Source organism: Nicoliella sp. ESL1149, assembly GCF_058107265.1.
Window position 1 is genome coordinate 1,270,225 of sequence record NZ_JBYLUE010000002.1, and the last position, 19,634, is coordinate 1,289,858.

A 19,634-nucleotide genomic window follows, 5' to 3' on the forward strand; every position below is an offset into this window, starting at 1 on the left:
TTTATGGTATGTATAATTATTTCTGTTGCATTAGGGGGTATTTTTCTGTGAAATGGTCATTAGATCAATTAGCTGATTATACAAATGTTCCGTTATCAGTTGATGTAACGTTAGATTTGAAAAAAGATTTTTTAAATCGATATTCAAGTCAAATTCTGGATGCTGAGCCAGTTAAAGCACATGCCTACGTTTTATATGAGCATGGGAATGCAATCCTTAACGCGGAGGTAAAGGGACAAATTACGGTTCCTTCTTCCCGCTCACTAACACCAGTTAAATTACCATTAGATTTCTCATTTAATGAGATTTATGTTCCAACGAAAGAAGCGTTAGCTAAGTTAGAAGAAAAAGACACTGAAGACGTTATCTTAGTAGTTGGTGATGATGGTTGCATTGATTTTGATAAAGCAGTTAGCGATAACGTGATTACTCAAATCCCAATGCATATCCTGTCTGAAGAAGAAAAAAATCATGGGGTAATGCCTAAAGGAAATGATTGGAAAGTTATTTCTGAACATGATTATAAAAATCCAAAGGCAGATTCAAAACATGTTGATCCACGTCTTGCGAAGTTAAAGGACTTTTTTAAGGACTCTAATGATTAAACAAGACTTTTAAAAACACTAGTGGATATTTTACAAAAAGGGGGTTTTCAAATTGGCTGTACCTAAGAGAAAGACATCTAAGGCTAGAAAGCGTATGCGTCGCGGACACATCAAATTGTCTGTACCTGGTTTAACACCTTGTCCAAACTGTGGTGAATTACGTAAGTCTCACGTCGTTTGCCCAAACTGTGGATACTACGATGGTAAAGACGTTGTTAATGCTAACAACTAATTCCTAGCAAAATATAAAAGCATTCAGGACACCATGGGTTCTGAATGCTTTTTTTATTGTAAAAAAAGATTGCTGTTTATCAACAGCAATCTTTTAAGATTATCGATTTTGTTTTCCGGCGTTACGTTTTCGATTCTTTTCATCTAGTGATGAAGATGTTTGTTTGTCTTTAACATCTGCTGATGAATCATTATTTTCTTCATCTGCAACTTTGTCTAAGTTCAATTCACTAATAACATCCTTTGGTGGATTTTTCTTAGCTTGTTCAGCAATCTCACGTTTGATCTTAGGACGATATAAATTAATGATGATGGTTTGGATACATGCAAAAATTCCACCAATCAAGAAATAAATTCCTAAACCAGCTGGGGCACTGAACGAAATGAACAGGATGAACAATGGGCTAATGAATAACATTGGTTTCATTGTTTTCGCTTGTTCAGCTGGAAGATTTTTGGCTGATAACCATGCTTGAATAACATAGCTAGCTGCAGCTAGGATTGCTAAAACGATGTTTGGTTTTCCTAATTGAATTCCAAAGAAAAAGGTTTTAGATAATTCATTTGAATAACGAATGGCTTCATACAAAGCAGCAAAAACAGGAAGTTGAATTATGATTGGTAAACAACCAATTCCACCAGTCATGCTAATGTTATTTTCACGATATAACATCATCATGGCTTGGCTAGCCTTCATTCGTTCTTCTTGGGTCTTAGCATTTTGTTGAACGGCTTGAATTTTCTTCATTTGTGGACGGATCAAACTCATTTTTTCTTGTTGAGTGGTAGATTGGCGCATTTGTTTAACCATCATTGGCAATAAGATCAATCGAACAATAAAGGTTAAAACAATTAAGGCCCAACCATATCCACCAACAAAATGAGCTAACCATCCCATAATGTTTTGTCCAGGAACCGCTAGATACTTGTAAATGAATCCATACGGAAATCCGGTTGGTTTACTATTAGCACTTCCAGCAGAACAACCACTTAAAATCGTGACCATTAGTGAAGCAGCTAAGAATAAACTCAATTTCTTGTGTTTCTTTAACATGATGAACTCCTTCATATTTTAATTTAATGACTAGCAATAATCTTACTTGATTTAAGTGATTTTTTCAATTTTTCTAATGAATCGTAAAATTTGAATATGGTTCATCATCACATTCACTTATTTTAACTGAATCAATTTTAGCGTATGGCGTTGGGCTAGCTTTAATTTTTTGAATAAAAGTTTTCATTTGTTCACTAGTTCCTTGAGCGTGAATTAAAACCGTTCCATTATCACAGTTTTGGACGTAACCCTTAATGTTCAACTTTTCAGCAACTAGTAAAGTTGTCCATCGAAAGCCGACGCCTTGGATGAGACCGTTAACGATTATTTCTTTAGTTCCCATAAAATCAGTTCACCACCTTACCAATTCTAAATTACATATGGTAAAATTACCTTACATATGATTCGAGGTCAATACAAATGGAAAAAATATTATCAAATCAAAATCAACATGTTAAAAACTGGTATAAATTGAAGAGTAAAAAAGGGCGAATCCAACAAAATGCATACCTATTAGAAGGTTGGCACTTAGTAAAAGAAGCCCTTATGGCACACTACCCATTAAAACACATTATGGTGGTTGAATCACGTTATGAGCAATATCGTGAATATTTAACTGATGATGATAAGATAATCATTATTAGTGAAGAAATCGCTAAACATATTGCTTCTACCAAAACCCCTCAGGGAGTATTTGCAGTTGCAGACCTACCTGTTTTAAAGGAGGAGACTAATGATGATTTTACGGGCAGTTGGTTATTATTAGATCAAATTCAGGATGCTGGAAATATTGGAACGATGGTTCGAACAGCTGATGCAACCGGATTTACTGGAGTTGTATTTGGTGAGGGAACAGCAAGTCGATTTAATCCAAAAGTCGTTCGTTCAATGCAGGGAAGTCAGTTTCACTTAAAAGTTTATACTGGTAATCTAACTGAATGGATTCAAAACTTTAAAAAGAATCAAATTCCGGTATACGGAAGTGAACTAAATCCCAAAGCAGTTAGTCTTCGTGATGTTGAACCACAAGAAAACTTTGCCATTATTATGGGGAACGAAGGTAATGGGATGCAAAAAGAATTATTAGAAAAAACCACTGCTAATATTTTTATTCCAATGAAGGGAAATGCTGAATCATTGAACGTTGCAATTGCAGCTGGGATTTTAATGTTTGAATTACACAAGTAGAGGTGATGGCTTACGGATTATCAGCAAGCGATGAATGATAAACAATACATTGCAGTTGTGGGTGATTTATTGAAACAACCGATTGTCCAGAAAATGGCTAATATTGTTCAACATCATCATTCAACCAGATTGAAACATTCTGTATACGTTTCCTACGTTAGTTATCGGATTGCCAAACGGTTGCATCTAAATTATAAAGCGGCTGCACGGGGTGGCTTACTTCATGATTTGTTCTTTTATGATTGGAGGGTAACGAAGTTTAATCTAGGAACGCATGCTTTTATTCATCCACGGGTTGCATTACAAAATGCTGAACAAATTACTAAATTATCACCGATGGAACGGGATATCATTTTAAAGCATATGTGGGGATTTACGTTAGCACGACCTAAATATAGAGAAAGTGTAATTGTTTCATTAGTGGATGATTACGCTGCGATTCATGAGTTCTTATTACCGTTACGAAAGCGAATCAAGAAGCTGTTTCATCACTAAAATATTAGGAGGAAATTAATTGGAGAATCAAGTAGAATTATGTGAAAAATTTGAAAAAGCGTTTCATATTTTAGGACGAAAATGGAATGGTTTAATTTTAGAAAGTTTCATTAAGCATAATGACCCAGTTCGCTTTTCAGATATTGCAAACATGGTTGAAGATTGTAGCGATCGTGTTTTGACTGAACGACTAAAGGATTTAGTGAATGATGAAATCATTATTAAAGAAAAAAATGATCATAAAATTCGTTATCAATTGACAGAAAAAGGTTATGAATTAGGGCCAATTTTAAATTTAATTCACCAATGGGGAGATAAGTGGTATTAAGCCCTTGACCTTAAGTGAATTAGAGGTTATTATTTTTTATGGATGAAATGTAATGATGAAAAAGTAGTAAGTGCTATTTTACAGGGAGATTATGATTTACTGAGAATAATCATTGAGCACTGAATTCATTTTCGGAACAGATGTTGGGATTTTGATTTAAATCAAACGAAAAATATCCGGTTGTCACCGTTATTGGCTGTGAGTGTAAAACTGATTCATAGTTTTGAACTAGGGTGGTACCGCGATGCTTCGTCCCTTTTATGGGATGGAGCTTTTTTTATTTTAAGGAGGAAAAAGATGTCATTACAAGATGAATTAAAAACGATTCGTGAAGACGGATTAAAGCAAATTCAAGAAATTGATACGATTAAGGATTTGAACACTAAAGTTCGGGTTCACCTATTAGGTAAGAAGGGAGTTATTACTCAAGTCTTACGGGGAATTCGTGATTTACCGGTTGAAGAACGTCCTAAAGTGGGTAGCTTTGCTAATAAGGTTCGAGATGATCTTCAAGCTGCTATTGATGAACGAATGGCTACATTAAATAAAGCTGCTTTGGATAAAAAGTTAGCAAACGAAAAAATTGATGTAACTTTACCAGCAACACCAATTGCTAAGGGACATCCTCACGTTATTCAATCCATTATTGATGAAATTAGTGATTTATTCTTAGGGATGGGTTATGAAGTTTTAAGCGGTCCCCAAGTTGAAGAAGATAAATATAACTTTGAAATGATGAACTTACCTAAAGATCATCCTGCTCGTGATATGCAAGATACTTTCTATATCACAAAAGAGATTTTAATGCGTACGCAAACCTCACCAATGCAAGCTCGGACGCTTGAAAAACATGATTTTTCTAAGGGATCTTTAAAGATGATCTCTCCCGGAATCGTTTACCGCCGGGATACTGACGATCCTACTCATTCTCACCAATTCCATCAAGTTGAAGGAATGGTCGTTGATAAGAATATTACCATGGCTGATTTAAAGGGAACGTTAGAATTATTAACTCATAAGTTATTTGGGGATAAGTTCCAAGTTCGAATGAGACCTAGCTACTTCCCATTTACCGAACCATCCGTTGAAGCTGATATTACTTGTTTTAATTGTATGGGAAAGGGATGCAAAGTATGTAAGGGTTCTGGTTGGATCGAAGTTCTTGGTGCCGGAATGGTTCACCCGAACGTATTGAGAAATGCAGGTGTTGATCCTGAAGAATATAACGGGTTCGCTTTTGGACTTGGTCCAGATCGATTAGCAATGTTGAAATATGGGGTCGATGATATTCGTGACTTCTACCTCAATGATGTTCGTTTCTTATCACAATTTAACTAAAGGAGGGCAATTTATTAATGAAATTATCATATAATTGGGTTAAAAAATATTTACCATTAAAAGTTTCAGCAGCACAACTAGGAGAAAAGATTGAAAGAACTGCCGTTGAAGTTGATTCTGTTAAAAAACCATGTGATGGATTAAAAAAACTGATTGTTGGTAAAATCGTATCGATCGAACCTCATCCAGACTCTGATCACTTGAATGTATGTCAGGTTGACGTAGGGGAGGATGAACCACTTCAAATCGTTTGTGGAGCACCTAACGTTGAAGTTGGAAAGAAAGTAATTACTGCTGTTCATGGAGCAAGAGTTGCTGGGAATGTTAAAATTAAACGTTCTAAGATGCGCGGAATTCAATCTAACGGGATGCTTTGTGCATTAGATGAAATTGGCATTCCAAAGGAAGTTGTTCCTGATGAATGGTCAGATGGAATTTACTTTTTACCAGACGATGCTAAGTTGGGGGACGATGTCTATTCATACATTGGTATGGATGATGAATTGATTGATTTAGACGTTACTCCTAACCGTGGGGATATGTTAAGTTTATATGGTTCTTTACATGAAATTGCAGCAATCTATGATTTGTCATTAACGTTAGATCATCCTAATTTAAAGGAAGATGATGTTAAGGCAGCTAGTGATCAAATTAAAGCTTCTGCTGATAAATCAATTGCTAAGACTTATAAATTAAGAGTTATCAATAACGTTAAGATTCAAGCAAGTCCATTGTGGCTTCAAATTGCATTATGGAATGCTGATATTAAACCAATCAATAATGTGGTTGATGTTACCAACTATATTATGCTTAAGTATGGGCAACCATTACATGCTTATGATGCTCAAAAGATTTCAGGAAATCATTTAACCCTTCGTTACGCCAAAAATGAAGAAAAAATTACGACTTTAGATGATCAAGAAAGAACTTTAGATGATAAAGATATCGTGGTTGCTGATGATGAAAAGCCTCTTGCATTAGCTGGAATCATTGGTGGAACTTCTGCAGAAATTAGCAATCAGACCCAAAACGTAGTCTTAGAAGGTGCCGTTTTTGATCCAATTAATATTCGAAAGACAGCCCGTCAACACGTTCTTCATACAGAAGCTTCCCAACGTTTCGAACGTGGTGTAAATCAAAACGGTGTTCAAGAAGCTCTTGATGCTGCCGCTGAATTAATTCAAGAATTAGCTAATGGCCAAGTAGCACCATCAACTGTCACAGCATTAGAAGAAAAAGCTGAACCAGTAGTTGTTAAAACTAAGATTAGTCGAATTAATAGTGTTTTAGGAACCGATATTAGTGCTTCAGATATTGAAAAGATTTTTAATCGATTAGGTTTTGGAACTGAATTGAGTGGCGATGATATTACTGTAACCGTTCCAACTAGAAGATGGGATATTCATATTCCCGCCGACTTATTTGAAGAAGTGGCACGAATTTATGGATACGATAATCTACCATCAACACTTCCAGAAACCCCAATGACAATTGGAGCATTGACACCTAAACAAAAAACGATTCGTCAAGTTCGTCATTTGTTAGAAGGTGCCGGATTGAATCATGCCATTTCATATTCATTAACGACTTCTGAAAAAGCAAATATGTTCATGATGCAGGATAGTTTTGAAACGAATTTGGACTTTCCAATGAGTAGTGAACATACAACCCTTCGGATGAACTTGATCAGTGGTCTTTTGAATGATATTGCTTATAATCAAGCCCGGAGCGTCGATAATGTTGCTTTATATGAACAAGGTCGGGTCTTTTATAAGGACAGTCAAGATCAAGTTCGCCCTAGTGAAGTAGAACACGTTGCCGGAGCTATTTCAGGAACATTGAATAGTTCTACTTGGCATGTTAAAGATCAACCGGTCGATTTTTATCAAATCAAGGGAATGGTAAATGCTTTATTGGATGATTTAGAAATTAATGGTGAAGTTAAATATGTTGCGACATCAGAAATTCCTGAAATGCATCCAGGTAGAACAGCTGACATTTTAGTTCATGATCATAAAGTCGGTTTTATTGGTCAAGTTCATCCATCAATTGCTGAGGCATTCAAGATCAAGCCAACGTACGTGTTTGAAATGGACTTAGACGAATTAATGAACATGCCCGCCCATGATCAACAATATCAACCAATTTCTAAATATCCTTCCATTAGTCGTGATATTGCTTTAGTTGTTAATACTGATGTAACGAATCAACAAATTGTTGATGTTATTAACAAACGAGGCGGGGCTTTCTTGAAGAATATTCATCTTTTTGATGTTTATGAAGGAGAACATGTTGAGAGCGGTAAGAAGTCAATGGCTTATTCCTTAACTTATCAAAATCCAAATGATACTTTAAAGGATGAAGTTGTAACAAAGGCTTTTGATAAGGTTCAAAAAGCACTCCAAGATGAATTTAACGCTGAAATCCGTTAATTAATTTTAGTTTCAGAATTAATATAAAACGGAGGAGGACGCATCTTGAAAAAAACAAATGATAATGCTCAAAGCACAAAAGAACCTAAAATAGTCCGAAAGATAATTATTTCGATGATTACCATTTTGATAATTCTGGCTGGGGCATTAATTATTCTAGGTCATCATTATGTAAAAACAGCTTTAAAGCCATTGAATCGGAACGATAAAAGTGAACAGGAAGTTAACATTCCAATGGGAGCCTCTAATCGTAAGATTGGTTCAATTTTACAAAACGATAATATTATTAAAAGTGGATTTGTGTTTAATTATTATGTTAAATCACATAATATTAATAACTTTCGATCTGGCTATTATCGATTCTCACCTTCAATGACTTTGACTCAAATTGCTGATAAGCTAAAAGAAGGTGGCTCATCACAATCATTTAACAGTATTCGTGATAAGGTAAATGTTCTTAATGGTGATTCTGTTACGATGATTGCTACAAAGGTTGGTCAAAGAACAAAGTATAGTCGAAAAGAATTTTTACAAGCTCTTCAGAATAAAACGTTGATCAAAAATTTGGCAAAAAAATATCCAAAGTTACTTTCTTCAGCGATGAAAGCAAAAAACGTTCGTTATCGACTAGAAGGTTATTTAGCACCAAGTACGTATAATGCTAAGAATAAGAGTCTAGAAGAATTAATTACTGAGATGGTTGATAATACTAATCAAGAATTAAAACCTTATTATGACCGAATTAAACGTCAAGGGATGACCGTTCATGAGATGTTAACGTTAGCTTCGTTAATTGATAATTTAACTATTAGTTATCGAGATAAACAAATCGTTAGTGGTGTTTTACTGAATCGGATGAATTATGCTTTGCCTTTGAATTCTAAATCAGCTCTAAACTATGCTTTAAATTCTGATAAAACCAAATTTAGTAAGAAGGAATATCAAATCAATTCTCCTTATAACCTATTTCGAAATAGTGGTACGGGAGCCGGACCAATTGATAGTCCGAGTGATGAATCGATTAAGGCAGTCTTGTATCCATCTAAACGTCAATTTGGTTATTTATACTATGTTTATAATGAAAAAACTAAACGGGTTTATTACTCACAGAACTATATTGCGCAATAGTTAAAGGAGTTATTCAATGACTAAAAATAAGCAAAAAAGACCAGTCGTTATTGGTGTGACTGGTGGTTCAGGTAGTGGAAAAACAACGGTTAGTCGTTCAATCTTTGATTCTTTGAGTGGTAGCTCACTGATGATCCTGCAACAAGATTCTTACTATAAGGATCAATCTGATATGACGATGGAACAACGCCGCCAAGTGAACTATGACCATCCGTTAGCATTTGATACCGATTTATTGATAGAACAATTAAAACAGCTATTAAATTACGAACCAATTGCAAAACCTGTTTATGATTATTCGCAATTGACGAGAAGTGATAAGACGATTCATCAAGAACCACGTGATGTAATTATTTTAGAAGGAATTCTAACGTTAGATGATCCTAGATTACGTGATTTAATGGATATCAAAGTCTATGTAGATACGGATGATGATATTCGCTTAATCAGAAGAATTCAACGCGATACCAAAGAACGAGGTCGAACGGTTGATACCGTAATTAATCAATATCTTGCTACTGTTCGTCCAATGTTTCATGAATTTATCGAACCAACTAAGCGATATGCAGATATTATTGTTCCTGAAGGCGGTCAAAACGCAGTTGCAATTGATTTGTTAACCACTAAGATTAAATCAGTTTTAGCTGATCATGGGAACCATCAAGTAAAGAATAATGTTGACACAACGATTTAACTTATTTAATATAAATATGAATAGATAACTGAGAAGGAGAGATTGAGTATGGCTGATGATAAATATCCAATGACCGTCGAAGGAAAAGAAAAACTAGAAAAAGAATTAGATGATTTACGTTTGAACCAACGTCCTAAAATTGTTGAACGAATTAAGGTGGCTTTAGGATATGGGGATTTATCAGAAAATTCTGAATATGAATCCGCTAAGAATGAACAAAGTATGTTGGAAGGTCGAATCGCTTCGATTGAACATATGCTTCAATATGCTGAAGTAATTAGTGATGATGAAGCTGATAGTGATACTGTTAATGTTGGTAAAAAAGTTACTTTTACTGAATTACCAGATGGTGACCCTGAAACTTATAAGATTGTTGGAGCTGATGAAGCTGATCCAATGGCAGGTAAGATTTCCAATGATTCACCAATTGCCAAGGGACTTTTAGGTCATAAGTTGGATGAAGAAGTTGTAATTAATGTTCCAGCTGGTGACATGAAAGTTAAAATTAATAAAGTTGAATAATATGTAAATTAAAAAAGATTATCGATATGCCCTTGTCGATAATCTTTTTTAGTTAATTTTATAATGTTTTTTGATGCTTTTTGTAATTCCAACCAATATGGGCAAGATCCTCATTGCCATTTTTTATTCGAATAATATTATCACGATGCCGGTAAAATACGAAAATGGTTAAAATTATTGCCATTATTTCTAAGTAAATATCATGGGTAAAAAGAGTATAAATCGTTCCGAGTGAAAACGTCATTAAGCTTGATAAACTGACCATGCTACTAATGAATAAAGTGATTAAAAAGACGCAAACACAAAAAATAAATAGTTTAGGATCATATGCTAATATCATTCCAGCACTAGTTGCAACGGCTTTTCCACCTTTGAATTTATCGAAGATTGAAAAGGTATGACCAATTACTGCAACGATTCCAAATAAGAGTTCAACTGGTTTGGCAGTTTGTAAGTTGAAGAGAACCGGGAGAAGGGTTGCTAAAGTTCCCTTTGCCATGTCTAGAATTAGCACTGTAACACCAGCTTTAACACCTAAAACTCTAATTGTATTTGTGGTTCCAATGTTTCCAGATCCGTGTTGACGAATATCAATGTTAAAGAATTTCTTACCAATCCAAACTCCATTTGGTATTGACCCAATTAAGTATGCTACTATTAACAAAATAAGTAGTTTCAAAGTATTTTTTCCTCCATTAAAAATAAACTTGATAGAAATATTTTAGCATTTTTAATAATTTTAGCAATTTTTTATTATATTTTAGAACAAACGTTCGTATATTTTTGTTGGCAAATTAAAAAAAATAAGTTATGATAATTTAGTATGTTTAAAAAAGGAGTTTCTAAAGCATGGTAAAAACAAACCATAAATATGATGACTCTTCAATCCGAGTACTTGAAGGATTAGAAGCAGTTAGAAAACGACCAGGAATGTACATTGGTTCTACAAACGGGAATGGATTACATCACTTGGTATATGAAATCGTTGATAACGCAGTGGATGAAGCTTTAGCTGGCTTTGGTGACGAAATTGAAGTTACAATCCACGCTGATAATAGTATTACCGTTAGTGATCATGGACGGGGGATGCCAGTTGGAATGCATTCTTCTGGAAAACCAACTCCAGAAGTTATTTTAACTGTTCTTCATGCTGGTGGTAAATTTAGTGAGAACGGTGGTTATAAAACTTCTGGTGGATTACATGGGGTTGGAGCTAGTGTTGTAAATGCGCTTTCCACTAAACTAGAGGTAACGATCGTTCGTGATCATCATAAATATCAAGAAGAGTTTCATGATGGTGGAAAACCAATTGGAACCTTAAATGACCTTGGTAAGACAAGTGAACATTCGGGAACGACGATTACTTTTAAACCTGATCACGATATCTTTACGACGGTTATTTATAACTACGATACGTTAAAAGAACGGCTTCGTGAATCAGCATTCTTGTTAAAGGGGATTCGAATCACTTTAACGGATGAACGAGCTGGTCATGAACAATCTGATTCATTTAAGTATGACGAAGGAATTAAAGAATTCGTTCAATATCTTAATGATGGCAAACACACGATTGGTCCGGTAATGGATTTTGACGGGAAACGTGACGACATTGAAGTTGAGGTTGCTGCTCAATATAATGATGGATACACCGAAAATACATTATCGTTCGTTAACAATGTGCGGACTAAGGATGGTGGAACCCATGAATCTGGATTCCGCAGTGCGTGGACGAAAGCTTTCAATGAATATGCACGAAAAGTTGGGTTATTAAAGGCTAAGGATAAGAATCTTGAAGGTAGTGATGTTCGAGAGGGTCTTTCTGCTGTGATTTCACTAATGATTCCAGAAGAACATCTTCAATTTGAAGGTCAAACAAAAGAAAAATTAGGGACTCCTGAAGCCCGTTCAATCGTTGATAGCGTCGTTGCTGAGAAATTAACCTATTTCCTAATGGAAAATGGGGAATTTGCTCAAGGATTAGTTCGAAAATCGTTACGAGCTCGTCAAGCAAGAGAAGCGGCTCGGAAAGCCCGGGATGAAAGCCGAAATGGTAAGAAGGGTAAAAAACGGGAACGTTTGCTTTCTGGGAAATTGACGCCTGCTCAATCAAAAGATGCCAGTGAAAACGAACTCTTCTTAGTCGAAGGAGATTCTGCTGGCGGTTCTGCTAAGCAGGGACGTGATAGAAAACATCAAGCGATTTTGCCATTACGTGGAAAAGTGTTGAACACTGAACGGGCAAAATTACCTGATATCATGAAGAATGAAGAAATTAGTACCATGATTTATACGATTGGTGCTGGAGTCGGTTCAGAATTTAATATCGATGATGCAAATTATGATAAGATCATCATCATGACCGATGCTGATGATGATGGTGCTCATATTCAAATTCTATTATTAACGTTCTTCTATAAGTACATGCGTCCAATGATCGAACAAGGGCGTGTTTACATTGCTTTACCACCTCTATATAAACTTCAAAAGAAGGTTAAAGGGAAGCAAAAGATCAGTTATGCTTGGACGAACGAAGAATTGACCAATTTAGAAAAAGATTACAGTAAACCATTTAACCTTCAACGATTCAAGGGACTTGGTGAAATGAATGCGGATCAACTATGGGAAACTACCATGGATCCTAATCATCGAACTTTGATTCAAGTTCACATTGATGATGCTAAATTAGCTGAACAACGAGTAACTACCCTAATGGGTGATAAAGTTGCCCCAAGAAGAGACTGGATCGAACATAACGTTCAATTTAACTTAGAAGAAGACGGTAGTATCTTAGATAATGCTAGTAAATAGTTAAGAAAGGATGCCTTCAATTGAAGAATGGTCAAAAAATTGAACGCCTTACTCTTGAACAAATCATGGAAGAACGGTTCAGCCGTTATTCAAAATCGATTATTCAAGAACGGGCTTTACCGGATGTGCGGGATGGCTTAAAGCCAGTTCAACGAAGAATTTTATACGCCATGAATAAGGATGGCAATACCTATGACAAAGGTTTCCGTAAATCAGCTAAATCTGTTGGGAACGTTATGGGTAACTTCCACCCCCATGGTGACAGTTCCATCTATGAAGCACTCGTTCGAATGAGCCAATCATGGAAATTAAGGGAACCATTGATCGATATGCATGGTAATAATGGTTCAATGGACGGTGATCCCCCTGCTGCCATGCGTTATACGGAAGCTCGTTTAAGTAAGATTGCAGGCGAAATGCTTCGTGATATTGATAAGGATACAGTTGATTGGGTTCCTAACTTTGATGATACTGAAGAGGAACCAACCGTATTACCATCACGTTTTCCTAATTTACTTGTAAATGGATCAACTGGGATTTCCGCAGGTTATGCAACCGAAATTCCAACCCATAATTTAGGAGAAGTGATTGATGCCGTAATTAGCTTACAGGCTAATCCGGATATCACTTTGGAAGGTTTGATGAAACATATTAAAGGCCCTGATTTTCCAACAGGGGGAATCATTCAAGGCCTTGATGGAATTAAGAAAGCTTATCAAACCGGTCGTGGTAAGATTATGGTTCGTTCTAAAACCGGAACAGAAAAAATTAAAGGAAATAAATCTTTAATCTGGGTTACTGAAATTCCGTACGAAGTTAACAAACTTCAATTGGTTAAACAAATTGATGAATTACGAATCAATCATAAGGTTGAAGGAATTGCTGAAGTCCGGGATGAAAGTGACCGGAGTGGTCTTTCCATCGCAATTGAATTAAAACGAAATGCAGATACTAAGGGGATTTTAAATTACCTTTATAAGAATACTGATTTACAAATTTCTTATAACTTTAATATGGTTGGAATCAACAATATGCGTCCTGAAAGATTATCATTAAAGGGCATTTTAACTTCATATCTTGATTACCAACGAGAAGTTGTTAAGAAACGGACTCAATACGACCTTAAAAAAGCGACTGAACGTCAACAAATCGTTCAAGGATTAATTAAGGCGTTATCAATTTTAGATCAAGTTATTAAGACGATTCGTGATAGCGATAACAAGTCTGAAGCTCGGCAAAACTTAATGGATAAATATGAATTTACCCAACCTCAAGCTGAATCAATCGTTAACTTGCAATTATATCGTTTGACTAATACTGATGTAACTAAGTTAGAAGCAGAAGCTAAGGACTTAAAGAAACGAATTAGTAACTATGAAAAGATCTTAAGCGATAACAAGCAACTTGATTTGGTCCTAAAGAATGAATTAATGGCAATTCGGAACGAATACGCCACTCCGCGGTTGACTAAGATTGAAAATGAAATTGAAGATCTTGAAATTAGCACTAAGGTAACTGTGGCTGATGAAGATGTAATGGTCTTGGTTAGTCATGATGGTTATTTGAAGCGCAGTAGTCTTCGTTCTTATAAGGCATCTTCTAGTGATGGGGATGGCTTGAAAGAGGATGATCATGCAATCTTCCTCGATAAATTGAATACCCTTGATCATTTAATGATGTTTACGAATAAGGGGCACGTTATTTATCGTCCAGTCCATGAAATTACAGATGCCAAATGGAAAGACACGGGGGAACATATTTCTCAAACGATTGGTTTGGATAGTGATGAACGAATCATTAATACATTTGCTTTCAATAGTTTGAAAGAACCTGGTGAATTCCTTGTTGCGACAAGTGATGGATATATTAAGTTTACTAAATTTACACAATTGACTCCCGGAAGAACGTATCGTAGTCATGCTTACCAATTTGAAAAATTAAAACATGATGATGCCCGGGTCATTGATGTTCAATATCTTCCAAGCGTTAATAATCAACAGGTATTGTTGTTAACGAAACAAGGAATGGGATTACGGTTTGCAGCCAATGAAGTTTCTGAAATGGGTGCCAAGAGTACAGGAGTTCGTTCCATTAATTTAAAAGATGGCGATGAAGTTGCCACTTGCCAAATCGTAAGTGATATTGATTATGTAGCTATCGTAACTCAACGGGGAGCTTACAAGAACATGGCAGTGAGTGAAGTGCCAGTTACTGCTCGAGCTCGACGGGGAGTTCAGGTCTTGAAGCCACTCCAAACTGATCCGCATGAAATTGTGGCTTCAGCAATTTTTACAACTGAAAATATTACTGAACCACTTCGAATTTATACTGATCGTTCCAGAGAACATGATGTTGTCCCAAATGATCATCCACTAGGGAAACGAGTTTCAAATGGTTCCTTCTTAATTGATATCGATAAAGAGGGAATTCCAGTTGAGATTAGCAAACCGATTGATTTGTGATAAAATATATTTGTAAATAAATTTATATTTAAAAGCGAGGAATTAACTATGAGTAAAGAACTTATCTTTGGTCACCAAAATCCGGATACAGATGCAATTGATTCCGCTAAGGCGTTTGCTTACTTTCAAACCCAAAAGGGCTACGATGTAGAAGCAGTTGCTTTAGGCGAACCAAACGAAGAAACAAAATTCGTTTTAGATTATTTTGACGAACCAGCTCCTCGAGTAATCAAGGCTGCTAAGCCAGAAGTTGATTCTGTTATGTTAGTTGACCATAACGAACCACAACAAAGTGTTAGCGATATTTCTGACCTTACTGTGACTCACGTTGTTGATCACCATAGAATTAACGGTTTTAACACCGCTGCTCCCGTTTTCTATCGTGCAGAACCACTTGGCTGTACTTCAACCATCTTATACAAGATGTTCAAGGAAAATAACATCGACATTCCTGCTAAGTTAGCTGGGTTAATGATGTCAGCTATCATTTCTGATACTTTACTATTAAAGTCACCAACTGCTACTGATCAAGATGCTGAAGCTTTAAAAGCATTAGCTAAGATTGCAAACGTTGATTACGAAGAATATGGAATCAAGATGCTTAAGGCTGGTACGAACGTTGCTAGTAAGACTGCTGATGAATTAGTTGATGAAGATGCTAAGTCCTTCAACATGAATGGCAAGAGCGTTCGAATTGATCAAATCAACGTGGTCGACTTACAAGATATTTTAAGTCGTCGTGATGAAATCAAGGACGCTATGAACAAGGCTGCTAAAGCAAATGGTTTTGATCTCTACCTTGTTTTAGTTACTAACGTCTTAGACAGTAATTCAGCATTGATCGTTACTGGTGATCCTAAGAATGCTGTTGAAACTGCATTCAATGGTAAGTTAGATGATAATGATACAATGAACTTACCTGGCGTTGTTTCTCGGAAGAAACAAGTTGTTCCTCCATTGACTGAAGCTTTGAACTAATTTAATAATTTAATTTTAATAATGAAACGTTGAGAATTCATGCCCTTTGGATTTTTCAACGTTTTTTATTTTTGAGAACATATTGTTTGCATTTATTCTAAAAATCATTAGTATATAAGAATGTAGTGTACGATATAAATATATATGAGGTGAGATAATGACAAACTATGATAAAAGTAAATTAACCCGTGAACAATATGATGTAACTCAAAATGCGGGGACAGAAATGCCATATACGGGAAAGTACGATAATTTCTTTGAAGATGGTTTATATGTAGATGTTGTTAGTGGAGAACCACTATTTACCTCCAGAGATAAGTATGACTCTGGTTGTGGTTGGCCTGCCTTTACGAAACCCGTTAAGAAAGATAATATTAAATCCAATATTGATACCACTTATGGAATGGTAAGAAATGAAGTTAGAAGTACAGATGCTAATTCTCATTTAGGTCATGTCTTTCCAGATGGACCTAAGGATCGTGGCGGATTAAGATATTGTATTAATTCTGCAGCCTTAAAATTTATCCCAGTTGATAAATTAAAAGAAGAAGGCTATGGCGATTACGTTAAGTACTTTAAATAAAGGAGTGTTTTAAATATGGATACTGCAATTTTTGCTGGTGGATGTTTCTGGTGCATGGTTCAACCTTTCGATACAATTCCAGGAATTGAAAAGGTCGTTTCTGGATATACAGGTGGACATGTTCCAAACCCAACCTATGAAGAAGTATGTAGTCATACGACTGGTCACACTGAAGCTGTTAAGATTACTTTTGATCCAAAGAAGATTTCTTACAAGAAATTAGTCGAAATTTATTGGCATCAAACTGATCCTACTGATGCTTCAGGTCAATTTCAAGATCGCGGTGATAGTTACCGTCCCGTAATCTTTGTTAATAGTCCTGAACAACGTAAGATTGCTGAAGAATCAAAGAAAGAACTGCAAGACAGTGGAAAATTTGATGCTCCAATCGTAACTCAAATTGAAGATGCAAAACCATTCTATCCAGCCGAAGATTATCATCAAGACTTCTATAAAAAGAATCCTCTTCGTGAAATGATGGAAATGAGCGGCGGTCGTGAACAATTCATTAAGAAGAATTGGCAAAAGTAAAGTAGGAAAAATTTTGAGTAAACGAAATGCAATTGATAAATTTACTGAGCTTCAAAGCGAACAAATTCAAAAACAAGGCCGTCATTGTACCTGTTCCGAGCTACATCCGAACGAAGAATTTAAAATTAAATAAATAATTTAAGCCCATTTGTAATTAATGCAAATGGACTTTTTTATTATAAATTCTAATAAATGTAACCTAATCTAACATTGATGGTGTTTTTGGTTTGACTTTAAGAAAAATTTAACCTAAGATAAAAACAATTTTAAAGTTCTGGGGGATGAATGAATTGCCAAAGTTACATCATAAATTGAGAGATTTAACTGATTATATTAATCAGGATCTTCAATTAGCCCATGAAGCTAATTTTGATGATCAAAATGAAATTTTCGATTTAGCCACTGCTACATTGGGGGTTACTTTAAAGGATATGAATAAAGCGGTTAAAATGCGGCCATTATTCGTAGCTAGTGAAGAGAGTTACAAAAATACAGCTGACCCATATAATATGAAAGTTGCTGTGTTCGTTAGTAAGCACCATGTAATTAGTGATCAAGACTACTTAACAATTAAAGATGCAATTGATAATATACCAGCTGATCAAGAAGTTGCTAAAAGTCGATTACCATTACCACGTCGTAAATTTATGGGAATCTTTTAAATAAAGGGTGAGTGAAGATGTTAGATGAAAAGAAGAAAGATCAAATCTCCGTTGCTAAGTTAGTTTTAGTCGTTTTAGCAACTGAATTTGGTTTCAGTAATATTGTTACTGGTTATAACCAAATGAGTTATGCCAGTATTATCTGGTATGTTTTGAGTTCCGTTTTTTATTTGTTCCCATTAGCAATGATTTTTGCTGAGTATGGTGGAGCAATTGAAAATGACCATGGTGGTTTTTATTCTTGGTTGATTTACTCCTTTGGTGAGAAATGGGCCTTTATTGGAACGTTTTGTTGGGTTGGTCTATGGGTTATTAACCTGTTACAAAATGTTTCTGGATTAGGGGTCAACATTTCCGGAGCTATTTTTGGGAAGGATATTAGTGAACAATGGCACCTTGGTGGTTTGGATAGTAATGAAATTGCCGCTCTAATGGGAATTGTCTTTATCGTTATTGCAACTTACTTTGCAACTAAAGGGGTTCGTAAGGTTGCGATTACCGCCGTTATTGGTGGAGTGGTTTCACTTAGTGTTATTGCTATGTTCATGATTTCTTCTGCCGTGATTGCCATTGTGAATGGTAAAATGGCTCAACCAATTCATGGAATCAGTTCATTTATTAAATCACCAAACCCAGCTTTTCAAACACCAATAGCAATTATGTCGTTCATTATTTATGCAATGTTTGCATTCAGTGGGATGGAATCTTCTAGTGGATTTATTGATAAAATGAAGAATCCGCAAAAAGACTTCCCTAAGGCCATGATGTGGATTGCTGTTGTTATGACTGCTTTATACATCTTAGGAATTATGATGTGTGGATTAGCTACTAACTGGCTTCAAGTTATGGGTAACAAGAACGTTAACCTTTACAACAATGGTTTCTACTTATTCGGTAACTTAGGTGTAAGCCTAGCTCATACATTTGGTTGGTCAACGATGACTGGTGAGATTTTGAGTGGGGTCTTAGTTCGGATTCTTTCAATTGGTTCTTTAATTCCAATGGTTGGATTGATCGTTGTTTTGATTTACTCCCCAGTTAAAGGGCTGATTGCTGGTTCTTCAAAAGATTTATGGCCAAAACGAATCGCTAAGTTCAACAAACATGACATGCCTGCTGGAGCAATGTGGGTTGAATGTGGAATTATTGTTGTTGCATTAGGTTTAATTTCATTAACTGGTAAGAATGGTCAACAATTCTATCAAATCATTGTTGATATGGGTAACATTGGATCGATCTTCCCATACTACTTTATCGTAATTGGATTTATCTTCTTCAAGAAACGTCAAGATTTAAAGCGGAAAGTTGTTTTCTTCCACAGTATGGCTTCTACTTACTGCGCAACTGGAATTTTACTATTAGTAATGAGCTTTGCCGTTGCAATGAACTTTATTAACCCATTGATGTCTCATCAATATGCAACTGCTTTCTGGACATTTGCAGGACCTGTATTGTTCGTATTAGTTTCAATTGCAATGTACTATGTTGGAATTCATCACCGTGCTAAGAGAATGTTGGATGATAACAGAAGCCTGATTAGACAAAAATAATATTTATAAACGGAAAGTAATATTTAAAAAATGAGTAAATAGTTT

20 protein-coding genes and 1 other annotated feature are annotated in these 19,634 nt (G+C 35.6%); of the genes, 17 read left to right on the forward strand and 3 right to left on the reverse strand.

The window, feature by feature from the left end; genetic code table 11:
* Positions 1-47: 47 nt before the first annotated feature.
* Both AC3B6G_RS06200 and rpmF read left to right on the forward strand, forming a co-directional pair.
* Positions 48-605 carry a DUF177 domain-containing protein gene (locus tag AC3B6G_RS06200; RefSeq protein WP_489849516.1) on the forward strand — a complete coding sequence of 186 codons (558 nt, stop codon included), beginning with the start codon at positions 48-50 and terminating at the stop codon, positions 603-605.
* 52 nt (positions 606-657) lie between these two features.
* On the forward strand, positions 658-837 hold the full coding sequence (rpmF, locus tag AC3B6G_RS06205) for a 50S ribosomal protein L32 (protein WP_489849517.1): 180 nt from the start codon (positions 658-660) through the stop codon (positions 835-837).
* A 99-nt stretch (positions 838-936) separates the two neighbouring features.
* On the opposite strand, the gene yidC is transcribed toward rpmF, so the two are convergent.
* Positions 937-1,890, reverse strand: coding sequence for a membrane protein insertase YidC (gene yidC / locus AC3B6G_RS06210; protein ID WP_489849518.1), 954 nt, complete (start codon positions 1,888-1,890; stop codon positions 937-939).
* Positions 1,891-1,963: 73 nt separating this feature from the next.
* Positions 1,964-2,233 (reverse strand): acylphosphatase, encoded by a 270-nt coding sequence (locus AC3B6G_RS06215; protein ID WP_489849519.1) that lies wholly within the window; start codon positions 2,231-2,233, stop codon positions 1,964-1,966.
* Between the two features lie 77 nt (positions 2,234-2,310).
* Between AC3B6G_RS06215 and AC3B6G_RS06220 the strand changes: the two genes are divergently transcribed.
* From AC3B6G_RS06220 to greA, 8 genes are all read left to right on the forward strand, one after another.
* Entirely contained in the window at positions 2,311-3,078 is a 768-nt protein-coding gene (locus AC3B6G_RS06220) for a TrmH family RNA methyltransferase (RefSeq protein ID WP_489849520.1), read from the forward strand.
* A gap of 30 nt (positions 3,079-3,108) precedes the next feature.
* Complete coding sequence (locus AC3B6G_RS06225) at positions 3,109-3,573, forward strand: HD domain-containing protein (protein WP_489849521.1); 465 nt, start codon at positions 3,109-3,111, stop codon at positions 3,571-3,573.
* A 19-nt stretch (positions 3,574-3,592) separates the two neighbouring features.
* Positions 3,593-3,901: a winged helix-turn-helix transcriptional regulator gene (locus AC3B6G_RS06230; RefSeq protein ID WP_489849522.1), complete on the forward strand. Its 309-nt coding sequence runs from the start codon at positions 3,593-3,595 to the stop codon at positions 3,899-3,901.
* A 43-nt stretch (positions 3,902-3,944) separates the two neighbouring features.
* Positions 3,945-4,161, forward strand: a binding site (T-box leader).
* 37 nt (positions 4,162-4,198) lie between these two features.
* Complete coding sequence (pheS, locus tag AC3B6G_RS06235) at positions 4,199-5,239, forward strand: phenylalanine--tRNA ligase subunit alpha (RefSeq protein ID WP_489849523.1); 1,041 nt, start codon at positions 4,199-4,201, stop codon at positions 5,237-5,239.
* Positions 5,240-5,256: 17 nt separating this feature from the next.
* A complete protein-coding gene (gene pheT, locus AC3B6G_RS06240; protein WP_489849524.1) occupies positions 5,257-7,671 on the forward strand; it encodes a phenylalanine--tRNA ligase subunit beta in 2,415 nt (804 codons plus the stop codon).
* A 45-nt stretch (positions 7,672-7,716) separates the two neighbouring features.
* Positions 7,717-8,799, forward strand: coding sequence for an endolytic transglycosylase MltG (gene mltG / locus AC3B6G_RS06245; RefSeq protein ID WP_489849525.1), 1,083 nt, complete (start codon positions 7,717-7,719; stop codon positions 8,797-8,799).
* 16 nt (positions 8,800-8,815) lie between these two features.
* Positions 8,816-9,493 (forward strand): uridine kinase, encoded by a 678-nt coding sequence (udk, locus tag AC3B6G_RS06250; protein ID WP_489849526.1) that lies wholly within the window; start codon positions 8,816-8,818, stop codon positions 9,491-9,493.
* 48 nt (positions 9,494-9,541) lie between these two features.
* Positions 9,542-10,015, forward strand: a complete 474-nt coding sequence (greA, locus tag AC3B6G_RS06255) for a transcription elongation factor GreA (RefSeq protein ID WP_489849527.1) — start codon at positions 9,542-9,544, stop codon at positions 10,013-10,015.
* 58 nt (positions 10,016-10,073) lie between these two features.
* Here the strand turns inward: greA and plsY are convergent, their stop codons facing one another.
* A complete protein-coding gene (gene plsY / locus AC3B6G_RS06260; protein ID WP_489849528.1) occupies positions 10,074-10,694 on the reverse strand; it encodes a glycerol-3-phosphate 1-O-acyltransferase PlsY in 621 nt (206 codons plus the stop codon).
* 170 nt (positions 10,695-10,864) lie between these two features.
* Here plsY and parE point away from each other — a divergent pair, with 170 nt between their 5' ends.
* From parE to yjeM, 7 genes are all read left to right on the forward strand, one after another.
* Complete coding sequence (gene parE / locus AC3B6G_RS06265) at positions 10,865-12,823, forward strand: DNA topoisomerase IV subunit B (protein ID WP_489849529.1); 1,959 nt, start codon at positions 10,865-10,867, stop codon at positions 12,821-12,823.
* A 20-nt stretch (positions 12,824-12,843) separates the two neighbouring features.
* Entirely contained in the window at positions 12,844-15,285 is a 2,442-nt protein-coding gene (gene parC / locus AC3B6G_RS06270) for a DNA topoisomerase IV subunit A (protein ID WP_489849530.1), read from the forward strand.
* A gap of 48 nt (positions 15,286-15,333) precedes the next feature.
* A complete protein-coding gene (locus tag AC3B6G_RS06275; protein WP_489849531.1) occupies positions 15,334-16,263 on the forward strand; it encodes a manganese-dependent inorganic pyrophosphatase in 930 nt (309 codons plus the stop codon).
* A gap of 157 nt (positions 16,264-16,420) precedes the next feature.
* The gene (gene msrB / locus AC3B6G_RS06280; protein ID WP_489849532.1) at positions 16,421-16,846 is read left to right on the forward strand and encodes a peptide-methionine (R)-S-oxide reductase MsrB; all 426 of its coding nucleotides are present in this window, start codon (positions 16,421-16,423) and stop codon (positions 16,844-16,846) included.
* Between the two features lie 15 nt (positions 16,847-16,861).
* Positions 16,862-17,377: a peptide-methionine (S)-S-oxide reductase MsrA gene (msrA, locus tag AC3B6G_RS06285; RefSeq protein ID WP_489849533.1), complete on the forward strand. Its 516-nt coding sequence runs from the start codon at positions 16,862-16,864 to the stop codon at positions 17,375-17,377.
* Between the two features lie 290 nt (positions 17,378-17,667).
* A complete protein-coding gene (locus AC3B6G_RS06290) occupies positions 17,668-18,039 on the forward strand; it encodes a hypothetical protein (RefSeq protein ID WP_489849534.1) in 372 nt (123 codons plus the stop codon).
* 17 nt (positions 18,040-18,056) lie between these two features.
* Positions 18,057-19,589 carry a glutamate/gamma-aminobutyrate family transporter YjeM gene (yjeM, locus tag AC3B6G_RS06295; protein ID WP_489849535.1) on the forward strand — a complete coding sequence of 511 codons (1,533 nt, stop codon included), beginning with the start codon at positions 18,057-18,059 and terminating at the stop codon, positions 19,587-19,589.
* Positions 19,590-19,634 lie beyond the last annotated feature (45 nt).

Bases quoted from the DNA above. Each gene is read 5' to 3' on its own strand.
- yidC (WP_489849518.1), bottom strand. From the start codon at position 1,890: ATGTTAAAGAAACACAAGAAATTGAGTTTATTCTTAGCTGCTTCACTA.
- msrA (WP_489849533.1), top strand. From the start codon at position 16,862: ATGGATACTGCAATTTTTGCTGGTGGATGTTTCTGGTGCATGGTTCAA.
- msrB (WP_489849532.1), top strand. From the start codon at position 16,421: ATGACAAACTATGATAAAAGTAAATTAACCCGTGAACAATATGATGTA.
- pheS (WP_489849523.1), top strand. From the start codon at position 4,199: ATGTCATTACAAGATGAATTAAAAACGATTCGTGAAGACGGATTAAAG.
- yjeM (WP_489849535.1), top strand. From the start codon at position 18,057: ATGTTAGATGAAAAGAAGAAAGATCAAATCTCCGTTGCTAAGTTAGTT.
- AC3B6G_RS06225 (WP_489849521.1), top strand. From the start codon at position 3,109: ATGAATGATAAACAATACATTGCAGTTGTGGGTGATTTATTGAAACAA.
- pheT (WP_489849524.1), top strand. From the start codon at position 5,257: ATGAAATTATCATATAATTGGGTTAAAAAATATTTACCATTAAAAGTT.
- udk (WP_489849526.1), top strand. From the start codon at position 8,816: ATGACTAAAAATAAGCAAAAAAGACCAGTCGTTATTGGTGTGACTGGT.
- greA (WP_489849527.1), top strand. From the start codon at position 9,542: ATGGCTGATGATAAATATCCAATGACCGTCGAAGGAAAAGAAAAACTA.
- AC3B6G_RS06220 (WP_489849520.1), top strand. From the start codon at position 2,311: ATGGAAAAAATATTATCAAATCAAAATCAACATGTTAAAAACTGGTAT.
- AC3B6G_RS06275 (WP_489849531.1), top strand. From the start codon at position 15,334: ATGAGTAAAGAACTTATCTTTGGTCACCAAAATCCGGATACAGATGCA.
- parE (WP_489849529.1), top strand. From the start codon at position 10,865: ATGGTAAAAACAAACCATAAATATGATGACTCTTCAATCCGAGTACTT.
- AC3B6G_RS06215 (WP_489849519.1), bottom strand. From the start codon at position 2,233: ATGGGAACTAAAGAAATAATCGTTAACGGTCTCATCCAAGGCGTCGGC.